The following is an 11,442-nucleotide window of genomic DNA, read 5'->3' on the forward strand; positions in this document are numbered from 1 at the left end:
TATTTAACCTGTTTCACTTGCCTCGGAATTAGCGTCAATGACAGACAATATTCACAAGCATCGCATTCTCATCCTTGATTTCGGATCTCAGTACACACAACTGGTTGCACGTCGCGTGCGTGAACTGGGCGTTTACTGCGAACTGTGGGCATGGGATGTGACTGAAGCACAGATTCGCGAGTTTAATCCTAGCGGTATCATTCTTTCCGGTGGCCCGGAAAGCACCACCGAAGAAAACAGCCCGCGTGCACCGCAATACGTTTTCGAAGCCGGTGTTCCGGTCTTCGGCGTGTGTTACGGCATGCAGACGATGGCGATGCAGTTGGGCGGTCATGTTGAAGGTTCGACTGAGCGTGAATTCGGCTACGCGCAGGTTGAAGTGGTGACCGACAGCGCGCTAACTCGTGGTATCGAAGACTCCCTGACCGCTGATGGCAAACCGCTGCTGGACGTGTGGATGAGCCACGGCGATAAAGTGACGGCGATTCCGTCTGATTTCGTCACCGTTGCCAGCACCGAAAGCTGTCCGTTTGCCATCATGGCGAACGAAGAAAAACGCTTCTATGGCGTACAGTTCCACCCGGAAGTCACCCACACCCGTCAGGGAATGCGCATGCTGGAGCGTTTTGTCCGCGACATCTGCCAGTGTGAAGCGCTGTGGACGCCAGCAAAAATTATCGATGACGCCGTTGAGCGTATCCGCCAGCAGGTTGGCGATGACAAAGTGATCCTCGGTCTTTCCGGCGGTGTGGATTCTTCAGTCACCGCAATGCTGTTGCACCGTGCGATCGGTAAAAACCTGACCTGTGTCTTCGTTGATAACGGCCTGCTGCGTCTGAATGAAGCCGAGCAGGTGATGGACATGTTCGGTGACCACTTTGGTCTGAACATTGTTCACGTTCCGGCGGAAGAACGTTTCCTGACGGCGCTGAAAGGCGAAAACGATCCAGAAGCGAAACGTAAGATTATTGGTCGCGTCTTTGTTGAAGTCTTCGACGAAGAAGCGCTCAAGCTGGAAGATGTGAAATGGCTGGCGCAGGGCACCATTTATCCGGATGTTATCGAATCTGCGGCCTCTGCGACCGGTAAAGCGCACGTCATCAAATCTCACCATAACGTAGGCGGTCTGCCGAAAGAGATGAAGATGGGTCTGGTTGAACCGCTGAAAGAGCTGTTTAAAGACGAAGTGCGTAAAATTGGTCTGGAACTGGGCCTGCCGTACGACATGCTTTACCGTCACCCGTTCCCGGGGCCAGGTCTGGGCGTACGCGTGCTGGGTGAAGTGAAGAAAGAGTACTGCGACCTGCTGCGTCGTGCGGACGCTATCTTCATTGAAGAGCTGCACAAAGCGGACCTGTACAACAAAGTGAGCCAGGCGTTCACCGTGTTCCTGCCGGTTCGCTCTGTTGGCGTGATGGGCGATGGTCGTAAATACGACTGGGTGGTTTCTCTGCGTGCGGTCGAAACTATCGACTTTATGACTGCGCACTGGGCACACCTGCCGTATGACTTCCTGGGCCGTGTATCTAACCGCATCATCAACGAAGTGAATGGGATTTCACGCGTTGTGTATGATATCAGCGGTAAGCCGCCAGCCACGATCGAGTGGGAATGATTTCGCGTCTGGCAACAGCCTGCACGTAAAAGCAGTAAAGAACCTCTAAGCCCGCGTAACTGCGGGCTTTTTTGTTTTTGTGTCTGGCACTTTCTGGCAGCTGTTAGCAACGGGAAGCACGGTTTTTTCAATGGAATTTTTGATGGTACTCTCTGGTTTCGAATTCAGGTTTGAAAAAGTACCATGTGATAAATTTCGGTTGAGTTATGGTATTTATTTTTTATAACTCAATTAAAAACAGAGAGTTAAACAACTTTTCTGAATTTTTTACAACATGGTATTTTTGATAAAGGAAAACAATAAACCATGTTGACTGACACCAGGCTGCGTCACCTTAAGCCGAAGGAGAAACTCTATAAAGTTAATGACCGTGATGGTCTGTATGTTGCGGTCACTCCGGCTGGAACTATTTCATTTCGTTATAACTATTCAATAAACGGAAGACAGGAGACCGTTACTTTTGGCCGCTATGGTGTTGGAGGGATCACGCTTGCAGAAGCGCGTGAACGGCTCAATGAAGCCAAAAAAATGGTTGCCAGTGGAATATCGCCTGCGAGGGAAAAAGCCAGAGATAAAGCACGTATTAAAGATGCGGAGACTTTTGGTGCGTGGACTGAGAAATGGTTACGCGGTTATCAAATGGCTGAATCGACGCGTGATATGCGGCGTTCGGTATATCAAAGGGAGTTGAAGTCAAAATTTGCCCAGCAGAAACTTAGTGAGATTACACATGAAGACTTACGCGCATTAACCGATAACATTGTCGAGAGAGGGGCACCGGCGACAGCTGTACACGCCAGAGAGATTGTATTGCAAGTCTATCGCTGGGCTATTGAGCGCGGTCAGAAGGTGGAGAATCCAGCTGATCTGGTACGGCCTGCAAGCATAGCGAAATTTGAGCCTCGAGACAGGGCATTGACGCCAATTGAAATTGGTCTGATGTATCGGTACATGGAACGGGTAGGAACGACGCCATCAATCAGAGCAGCGGTTAAACTTTTGCTGTTAACGATGGTACGTAAAAGTGAGCTTACTAACGCAACCTGGAACGAGATCAATTTTAGTGAGGCATTATGGACGATACCAAAGGAAAGGATGAAACGACGTAATCCACATTTGGTTTTTCTTTCCAGACAGGCAATGGATATTATGATTGCTCTCAAAACCTTTGCCGGTAGCTCTGATTTTATCCTTCCTTCGCGGTACGATTCCGATGCGCCAATGAGTAGCGCTACTTTAAACCGGGTTTTGACACTGACGTATCGCCTGGCTCAGAAAGAAGGGGAGTTGTTGCCTAAGTTTGGTCCCCATGACTTACGGCGTACAGCCAGCACCTTGCTACATGAGGCCGGGTACAATACTGACTGGATTGAGAAGAGCCTTGCCCATGAACAAAAAGGGGTACGAGCTGTTTATAACAAGGCAGAATATCGTGAGCAGAGGGCTGAGATGCTACAAGATTGGGCGAATATGATTGATGAATGGACTAGTAAGTAGTTAATAATCAGTAAGTTAAGTGGATATGCTTCTTTTATCTACGCTAGGAGAGCAATTTTAGCCGCTAAAATTTACTGAATCTTTACTGGTTTTATCTGGATTGCATAAAAAGGAAAAATAAAAGTGCCTGAGTTGTCTGTAATTATACAATGGATGAATCAATACCCTAAGACCGGCTGGCTATTGCTGTGTATCTATATTGCACTCGGTGTAGTTCGTCACAGAGTAATTAATGCTGAATCTGGAAGTGTATTTCGTGGACTACTCAATCTTAGGAAGCGCCGGCTAGAGCAAATGCTGACACAGCCATATTTGAATAAAAATGCGGTCCGTCTGGCAAAGCGTGAGCTTCGTCAGCGCAGCCTTTATCGGCTTACAGGCTTGTATAATTATCGGCTGCAGGATTTGGCTGTAATAATGTGTGATCGTTATGGGTTGCGGGCTGGTTATCTCAAGCCGTGGCGTAACTGGCTCGAAGAACGGGATGGACGGATTGTGTTCAACAGGAAATGGCATTGTTTTCGCTGGCGTCTTTTTCTGGTAGGTCAGATTGTAAACACAGTTCTACTAATATTATTCATTATGTATATAGTTTCTCATTCTTCGGCCGAAATGATCGCACCGCTTATGTTACTCTTCATGCTTGTATGGTGGTTTCCTTGGCTAATGATCACCTCGGTACCTACCCCTAGGTGGACTCGCGAAATGGAAGTCTATCTTGAGAAATTTAACGCTGAACAGACCATGGTTTAAACTGTTCTTTGTTACCATGCATTCAGAGTGAATTGTCAGAGTTTTGGAAGATTCCATCCTACGAGTAATACTCACAAGGTAATTCACATAATCAATAGGTTAAGTCATAAGCTTCTTGACCCTACATGAGAAGACGAATTTTAGCTGCTAAAATTTTGGGCATATTTGGACTTAAATGCCACCGACATGATTCTAATAATTAAGCCAGTACCTAATGAGCCAAGACAAGACAACTGTAAACGCCCCATGGCTTAGACTTGCTTTCAGGAAAGCGAATGCTTTTTATGGTCAGGGACAAGTAAGGGGATGAGCCATTGCATAACCATAAAACCAATTCGTTCTATGTCATTACAGATCGGCTTCAGTGATTTACTGGTGAGGTAGTCTCACTGTGATCCGTTTTGCATAACGCTTACAGCTGCGCTACAAACAATAAACTATAATACTGTATTTTCAAAATCATCAATTTGAAGCAGGGTAATCGCGAAAAAACCTCGTAAGTGGCTGGTTATAATTCAATAAAGTGGATGATATTAAGACTTAAACTGCCACCATAATAGCTCGTGGATATACTATTTTAAATATAAAATTCTTTCCTCACAGACGCTAAGGCCTTGGACACAGCCTGCTTTGTCATAGTTGTGTAGTGATTTTTTTCTAAAACCTGTGCGGTTTCAAACTGGTTAAAACCTTGGTGTTTTAATATGATTATTTTTTTCTTAGTATCAGTGAATTTGGAGTCAACCATTCGTCTGGCGATATTCCTAAGTTTATCTAGATCTGCTGGGGTTAAAGTTTGACCCTGCATCCACTCATGAAAATATGTATCAATCAATATATCCCCTGTTTTTGCGTTAGCTTTATGCGGTTTAGCGCATTGCCGTCTAAGCCTTATTAATTCTTTATTGAACTGTTCGAGAGACCGCTTTCCTTGTCTGTATTTGGGATTCCATAGACCATTGGTGAGTTTGGGCCTATGGTCAGAACAATATCGATGACTAAGGACCTGTTTTTCATGAACGGGGAACTCATTATCGTTAGCAACAAATTCTGATATCTCACTGATCAACTTGGAAAATTCGGTTAGATTACCGCAGAACTCGCAATAACCGAGCTTACGCTGTGAATTTATAGTTACTCCTTTTGCAGGAGAGGACTTCTTCGGCCGCTTGGATGCGCACTCACTGACTAATTCAATAAGAGACTCAATCGTAGCGGTAAAGCATTTATCAAGAGAAGTTTGTTGATCTAAAGTCAGAACGAAATTACGCAAAAGAAGTCTTTGTGCCCGTACTACGACGTTTAAGCCCACTTTTTTAAGTACATCACTAAATCCTAGATTTACTCCAGAAATGTAGTCTTTATGACTTGGTGGCAGGGAATTTACATAAGCAGCTACTGCTGGATCAATAACTTCCTGTATGAGACGCAGTATTGGATACCTCCGTGAAAATATGGAGTACGGATAACTACGCTCTACAAATAATTTAATTGCAGCTGCAACTGTGAGGTCACAGCTTTCCCAGATAGTAATTTTCATGTCAACCATTTTAGCCAATGAATAGGTTTTAGCAAGTGGTAATGCTTGGCATTGTATAGGCCTGATTGGAAACAGGAGGAAGGCAGATGCAAACAAAGGCACATAGCACGCTCATTAACAGAAAAACACTTCTGGAAATGATCCCATTGTCAGCCCGCACCATTTATAACCTTGAACAGCGAGGCGAGTTTCCTCGCCGTATAGCACTTACTAGCCGAAATGTAGCATGGCAGTTATCCGAAGTAGAACAGTGGATTGCGGATCGTAAATCAGCAATGTTTAAAGCGGCCAGACCCGGTGTTGTTTTAGGTAGGTAACAGCAATGTCATTGAACATAATGGAAGCATTTGAAGCTAAGCCGCAACCAATTGATTACGTCTTGCCTAATTTGGCTATTGGTACTATCGGATCGATTGTTTCTCCGGGAGGCGTTGGAAAGTCAATGCTGGCATTACAATTGGCTGTGCAGATTACTTGTGGTGTAGATCTTTTAAACTTTGGTGAATATCCGACTGGGTTGGTGGCATATTTACCTGTGGAGGACTCTGAAACCATCGTTCACCATCGTTTATATGCTTTGGGAAAATATCTAACAGCACGTCAGCAGCAGATTGTAGCTGATAAGCTACTGGTCGAACCTTTGGTAGGGAAGTGTCCAAATATTTTCTTGCCGGATTGGAGCAACTTGATCAATGAAGTTTCAAAAGGTAGACGTTTAATAATTTTGGATACTCTTCGCCGTTTCCACCAGGAGGATGAGAATAATAGCGCAGCAATGTCCAAAGTCATTGGAAAACTAGAAGGTATTGCTGCTGATACTGGATGTTCGATTATATTTCTACACCATTTAAACAAAGGCGCTGCCACGATGGGGGTTGGTGATATACAGCAAGCAAGCAGGGGTAGTAGCGTCCTGGTTGATAATATACGGTGGCAATCTTATCTGGCGGGCATGACCGCCTTAGAAGCGAAGACGTATGGTATTTCTGATGATGTTCGAGGTCAATTTGTTAGATTTGGAATAAATAAAGCAAATTATGGAGAACGTGCGCCAGATTGTTGGTTACAGAGACATGAGGGCGGAGTATTAAGGATAACGCAACTCAAATCGAAGAATAAAAAACAAATAGCTAAAGAATGTATGTCTTCATGGAGTGGTGCAGAAAATGATAACTGGTAATAAAGTTACACCTACTAGTACAGCTCTGCAGGCTAGAGTCATTCTGTACCAACCAAGTCAACGTCCCTTGACGCTGAAGGGGCAGTGGATGGAGACTAGTTTTGGTCGTTGTCGAGTTACCGGAAGACTAGGACAACGTCATGCGGATATTGTGGAAACAATGCTTTATGTGGCCGAGAAACGTCGAGAAATTTCTGACGGAGGAATCGAGTTATTAGTAGATCCAGCGAAAGTACGCCGAACTCTATCAGATGCACAATACAGTTATGATCGAATTAAAAAACTACTCGTTGATCTACGAGTGGCGACTGTTGAAATAGTAACACCAGATTTAGAAAAAAACGGTTATTGCATTCTAGGCGGTTTAATTGACCATGTCGTACCCTCACCAATGACCAGGCGTAATCCTCTAACTGGTGGTGAACGTAACCTATGGAGAGTACGCTTGGGTGTTGCATTGGTAATGTTGTTGAAGCGAGATTTGCATTTTCATCATGATCCTGGTCCTATTGCTCGTCTCCAGCATGGTATTAGCCAAGCAGTTGCACGTCATATATTAACACATAAGCACGATCCTAAAGGCGGCTGGCATATTGATACATTAATTTTAGCTGTCAGTGGTGAAGGTACTAATAATATGACATTACGTAACTATCGGAGGAGATTAAAAGAAGATAGCAAACAATTTCTAGCGATTGGTATTGAGATACAAAATTCTAGGATAAAACGAGCTACAACGGCCCGGTAGCGTGTCGTTACGGCCCGGAGATGTGCTGTAACGGCCCGCCAGTGTGCTACAGAGGCCTGATTTTTTAACTCCTTTGCAGGTTATTCAGGATCAATCAGTATATTCAGGCTTTGAAATCACCTGCCTGAGCAGGCGCTTTCAAATCTAGAATCGGCCAAAGGCCGATGGTTGTACGCCAGAAGAAGAGATTACTTACACGCTTGGCATATTAACACTTGAGGTAGATTTTATGACATATGAGGTACACCCTTGGCTTTATGCATAGGGAGGCAGATTTTAGCCGCTAAAATCTGCAATGCACATGCTCAGACAAGGTAAGTAAAAAAGTGTATGAGAAAATAAAAAACTTCTTACGATATATCGAAACATAAATACAGTGTGGACGTCCATTTATAACTACTAAAGGTCCTTTTCAAAAGGGAGAAATATAGTTTCCTTGCAAAAAACACATTTGCTGCAGATCTTTACTCGAGTAATCCAATATTAATACGCTAAGAAAACACATCCTGTACACTGAAATACACATTGTCTTGCACAGATATACAACGGCAATTGTAGGGCAGGACATGTAAAGTAGGCCCACCGCTACGGTGTTCCAACTTTACCACTCCCTATTCGCCGCATCACGGCTCAAGGGCGTCCTGCTCTGCGAGGCTGCCAGGCTACCGCCTGTATGGAGAGCTATATGAAAGTTACTCAGACTAGAAAAAATAGTACGTCAATAAAAGTTTATTGTTTACCCGAAGAAAAAGTTCTCATCCAAGAAAATGCAGAAGCATCTGGATTAAGTGTTGCCTGTTTTGTTCGTAGAGTTGCAATGGGTTATCAGGTTGATTCTATCGTAGATATAAAACAGGTTAATGAACTTAGCCGAGTAAACGCTGATCTTGGAAGACTTGGAGGATTACTTAAATTATGGCTCGCAAATGATCCTCGAACAGTTTATTTTTCACCCACACTGATAAGAACCTTGCTTGCGAAAATAGAATCAACTCGGCAAGAACTAAGGAACATTATGGATAAAATCTTGGATAAATAAATGTGTGGTTTCCTATATACCTGCGTCTGTTAACAGACAGAGTGTTAAAGATTACTAATCTGTTGAATAAGAGGTGAGAAAATGAATTTAATGTTCCGATTGGTTTCATCACAAAGAGGGATTTTAGCCGCTAAAAAAGCTTTAATAGTTCCTTTCGTGGCGTCCGTCATGGCATTACCGGTGAAGGCCGGAATTCCCGTTATTGATGGCACCAATGTGGTTCAGACCACAATCAGCGCAGTTAACAACGTTCAGGCTGTGGCTAAACAAATCCAGCAGTACCAGACGCAGCTGCAGCAGTATGAAAACATGCTGCAGAACACCGTAGCTCCTGCGGCCTATATCTGGGACCAGGCAAATTCAACAATTAATAAATTGTTGCAGGTGCAGGATACCCTTAATTACTACAAGAATCAGGCCGGGAGTCTCGATGCGTACCTGAAACGATATCAGGATGTTAACTACTACAGGACATCACCTTGCTTTAACAGCAATGTTAAATGCACCTCGTCTGAAATTAGCGCATTGCGTGAAGCTGAACAGAACAGTTCAGGGGCACGTAAAAAGGCCAATGACGCGCTATTTAAGGTAATTGACGAACAGCAGAACACCCTGCAGAGCGATGCTGATAACCTCGCCGAGTTACAAACTCAGGCAACCGGCTCACAAGGGCAAATGGAAGCTATTCAGGCCGCTACCCAGCTTGCCAGCGCGCAGACAAACCAGTTACTGCAAATCCGCTCGCTTCTGATAGCTCAACAAAACGCTGCGGCAACACTGGCACAGGCTCAGGCCGATAAAGAAGCCCAACAAATAGCTGCTGATGAGAACGTATTAGCTGGGCAGAACACACCAAGCCCGAAGCGAATTTGGTGAGGAACAACTGAATGGAAAATAAAATTATGATGGTTTTTATTATAATCATTTCAATGATTATATGTTCTTGCGAAAAAAAAAGATAACGATTGCTCATCGATGCCAGATAATAAATTTGATGCACATAGATCCGATAAGTGTGCATTGCGTAGTAATAACAATCCAAGCCCTAAACGAGAATGGTAATCATGAAAATAGTAAGTAAGCTCACCTTTTTAGGTATCATAATTTTCTTTTCTATAAATGCCTATGCTGGTCAATTAGATAGTAGCGGGCTACTTGATTCTTTATTAGATAAGTTTCAACAAGTAGCCAGTACATGGACAACAGTAATTGCTGACTATGCAAATTGGCTCTTCTGGGGGCTGGTATTAATAAGTATGGTTTGGACATTTGGTATGATGGCGATGCAAGGGGAAGGGTTGACAGGCGTACTTGCTGAAATAGTTCGCTTTTTTGCCGTCATTGGTTTTTTTTATTATCTTTTAATCAACGGCCCATCCATATCGCAATCCATAATTAATTCAATGAGGCAACTTGCAGCAAACGCTTTAGGAATAAGTACTGGTATTTCGCCATCAAGCATAGTTGATATGGCGTTTGCGATATTAACAAAGGTCAGTTCAGCCGCATCAATTTGGTCGCCAATGATATCCACCATTATGATAACAGTCGCGATAATCGTTTTGGTAGTGATGTCCCTTATAGCGATAAATATGCTAATCATGTTGGTTTCTGCATGGGTGTTATGTTATGCAGGAGTTATATTGCTTGGATTTGGTGGTTCGAAATGGACCTCTGATATAGCAATTAATTACTTACGAACTGTTTTATCGATTGGCCTTCAATTATTCACGATGACATTAATTATTGGGATTGGACAATCATTTATAGATCAATATTTTTCTCTTATTAGAGATGATGTTCCTGATCTTAATAGTCTTATCGTTTTGCTTCTGGCGTCAATTATCCTGTTAGTATTAACGAATAAGCTACCACTGTTGTTATCAGGTGTTGTAGGAGGGGCTTCTTTACAAGGGATTGGTGGATTTGGGGCGGGTATGATTACCGGCGCTGCCGCTACTGCCATCAGCGGTGCTGGAGCAATGGCAATAGGGGCATCAGCTCAAGTCAGCGGCGGAGCCTCTGCATTAAAGGCAGCGTTCGAGTCTGCGCAAGCTGCCATAGCCGAGGAATCTGGTTCAGGCGGTGGAGGCGGTTCCGGTGGAGGATTTGGCGGCGGGGAAGATACCGGTTCTGTAGATACTTCTGGAGGCCAACCCTCAGGCAGTTCTGGTGGTTCGTCAGCAGGGAGCAGTTCAGTTAGCGCCAGCGGAGGAAGTCAGGGGTTTGCTTCATTCTCACGAGCTGGCCGCATGGCAAGCCATATGGGAAATATCATGGCCAACGGAGCTGCTGAGTACCAGAAAATGAAGCGAAGTAGCAATTCTTCTCGTGTCCAACAAACTATTGGAGGGGAGTTGGCGACTCAGATACGTAAGCAGACAGTTACTCATCGGGATAACCGCGAACATGATGATTTTGCCGATGATAGCTTATCGGGTAATAATAAATCTTGAATCACGTGCGTCAGTTTACGAGGTAGCGTGAGCTGACGCTTTCACTGTGCGAACTTTACTCCTGCAATTCAAAGGAAAAACATGTCCAGGACTCCCTGTACACGGTTACGCATTGAGGGCTTCCGCAAAGCAGAGGCTTCCCTGAGACTTGAAGGAATGGACCCCAGTGGTACGCCACTGTACGAGTCCGTTAAAGCACGTATCATTTCAGGTGATCTGACGTATGAGCAGGGGCGTTCTGAGATTTTTGCATACTACACAAAATCAGATACCGCCGGGCCTGTGACCGTGGGAGAAATGCTGACAGAGGAATTTTTAAAACCGCTGAACAAGTCTCATGCTGAACTGGCGGAATCAATGGGTATTTGCGAACAGGATATTGACGATATTATCTGCGGTTTGCATCGTCTTACGGATGATGAAGCTCGCGTTCTTGCTGACATATTTGGTACTGATGAGGACTTTTGGAGTAACCTTCAAAAGTTGCAAGATCGCAAGGAAAAACGAAGTAAGTAGCCTTCGTCCATCCCGTGTTAGACCATACTAGCTGCTATTCACATGTCATGAATGTAAGAATATTTGTTCAAAGTCATTTCTTAGAGCAAAATTTTTAA

General features: G+C 44.2%; 11 protein-coding genes. 10 read left to right on the top strand and 1 reads right to left on the bottom strand.

Going from position 1 to position 11,442, the window contains the following annotated elements; translation table 11 throughout:
- The first annotated feature begins 37 nt into the window (after window positions 1-37).
- From guaA to ACERJC_RS19115, 3 genes are all read left to right on the top strand, one after another.
- Window positions 38-1,615, top strand: coding sequence for a glutamine-hydrolyzing GMP synthase (gene guaA, locus ACERJC_RS19105; RefSeq protein WP_373672262.1), 1,578 nt, complete (start codon window positions 38-40; stop codon window positions 1,613-1,615).
- Window positions 1,616-1,921: 306 nt separating this feature from the next.
- Window positions 1,922-3,112 carry a tyrosine-type recombinase/integrase gene (locus ACERJC_RS19110; protein ID WP_001588187.1) on the top strand — a complete coding sequence of 397 codons (1,191 nt, stop codon included), beginning with the start codon at window positions 1,922-1,924 and terminating at the stop codon, window positions 3,110-3,112.
- Window positions 3,113-3,235: 123 nt separating this feature from the next.
- Entirely contained in the window at window positions 3,236-3,865 is a 630-nt protein-coding gene (locus tag ACERJC_RS19115) for a hypothetical protein (RefSeq protein ID WP_023308176.1), read from the top strand.
- Between the two features lie 577 nt (window positions 3,866-4,442).
- Here the strand turns inward: ACERJC_RS19115 and ACERJC_RS19120 are convergent.
- Window positions 4,443-5,414 (bottom strand): LuxR family transcriptional regulator, encoded by a 972-nt coding sequence (locus ACERJC_RS19120; RefSeq protein ID WP_373672336.1) that lies wholly within the window; start codon window positions 5,412-5,414, stop codon window positions 4,443-4,445.
- Between the two features lie 77 nt (window positions 5,415-5,491).
- On the opposite strand from ACERJC_RS19120, the gene ACERJC_RS19125 reads away from it, so the two are divergent.
- The 7 genes from ACERJC_RS19125 (at window position 5,492) to ACERJC_RS19155 (ending at window position 11,344) form a co-directional block, all read left to right on the top strand.
- The gene (locus ACERJC_RS19125; protein WP_023308174.1) at window positions 5,492-5,722 is read left to right on the top strand and encodes a helix-turn-helix transcriptional regulator; all 231 of its coding nucleotides are present in this window, start codon (window positions 5,492-5,494) and stop codon (window positions 5,720-5,722) included.
- Between the two features lie 5 nt (window positions 5,723-5,727).
- Window positions 5,728-6,585: a helicase RepA family protein gene (locus ACERJC_RS19130; protein ID WP_373672263.1), complete on the top strand. Its 858-nt coding sequence runs from the start codon at window positions 5,728-5,730 to the stop codon at window positions 6,583-6,585.
- Window positions 6,572-7,333 (top strand): ABC transporter ATPase, encoded by a 762-nt coding sequence (locus ACERJC_RS19135; protein ID WP_097752545.1) that lies wholly within the window; start codon window positions 6,572-6,574, stop codon window positions 7,331-7,333. Before ACERJC_RS19130 ends, ACERJC_RS19135 begins: the two co-directional genes overlap by 14 nt.
- Window positions 7,334-8,018: 685 nt before the next feature.
- Window positions 8,019-8,372, top strand: a complete 354-nt coding sequence (gene traJ / locus ACERJC_RS19140) for a conjugal transfer transcriptional regulator TraJ (RefSeq protein ID WP_373672264.1) — start codon at window positions 8,019-8,021, stop codon at window positions 8,370-8,372.
- Window positions 8,373-8,453: 81 nt separating this feature from the next.
- A complete protein-coding gene (gene trbJ / locus ACERJC_RS19145) occupies window positions 8,454-9,248 on the top strand; it encodes a P-type conjugative transfer protein TrbJ (RefSeq protein ID WP_323093164.1) in 795 nt (264 codons plus the stop codon).
- A gap of 188 nt (window positions 9,249-9,436) precedes the next feature.
- A complete protein-coding gene (gene trbL, locus ACERJC_RS19150; RefSeq protein ID WP_096936873.1) occupies window positions 9,437-10,828 on the top strand; it encodes a P-type conjugative transfer protein TrbL in 1,392 nt (463 codons plus the stop codon).
- 81 nt (window positions 10,829-10,909) lie between these two features.
- Complete coding sequence (locus ACERJC_RS19155) at window positions 10,910-11,344, top strand: HigA family addiction module antitoxin (protein ID WP_323093163.1); 435 nt, start codon at window positions 10,910-10,912, stop codon at window positions 11,342-11,344.
- The last annotated feature ends 98 nt before the right edge of the window (window positions 11,345-11,442 follow it).

It is taken from the genome of Citrobacter telavivensis, assembly GCF_041807075.1.
In the GTDB taxonomy this organism is placed as follows: Bacteria; Pseudomonadota; Gammaproteobacteria; order Enterobacterales; family Enterobacteriaceae; genus Citrobacter_A; species Citrobacter_A telavivensis.

Coding starts and splice junctions, on each gene's coding strand:
- guaA (WP_373672262.1), top strand. CDS start 38: ATGACAGACAATATTCACAAGCATCGCATTCTCATCCTTGATTTCGGA.
- ACERJC_RS19110 (WP_001588187.1), top strand. CDS start 1,922: ATGTTGACTGACACCAGGCTGCGTCACCTTAAGCCGAAGGAGAAACTC.
- ACERJC_RS19120 (WP_373672336.1), bottom strand. CDS start 5,414: ATGGTTGACATGAAAATTACTATCTGGGAAAGCTGTGACCTCACAGTT.
- ACERJC_RS19125 (WP_023308174.1), top strand. CDS start 5,492: ATGCAAACAAAGGCACATAGCACGCTCATTAACAGAAAAACACTTCTG.
- ACERJC_RS19130 (WP_373672263.1), top strand. CDS start 5,728: ATGTCATTGAACATAATGGAAGCATTTGAAGCTAAGCCGCAACCAATT.
- ACERJC_RS19135 (WP_097752545.1), top strand. CDS start 6,572: ATGATAACTGGTAATAAAGTTACACCTACTAGTACAGCTCTGCAGGCT.
- traJ (WP_373672264.1), top strand. CDS start 8,019: ATGAAAGTTACTCAGACTAGAAAAAATAGTACGTCAATAAAAGTTTAT.
- trbJ (WP_323093164.1), top strand. CDS start 8,454: ATGAATTTAATGTTCCGATTGGTTTCATCACAAAGAGGGATTTTAGCC.
- trbL (WP_096936873.1), top strand. CDS start 9,437: ATGAAAATAGTAAGTAAGCTCACCTTTTTAGGTATCATAATTTTCTTT.
- ACERJC_RS19155 (WP_323093163.1), top strand. CDS start 10,910: ATGTCCAGGACTCCCTGTACACGGTTACGCATTGAGGGCTTCCGCAAA.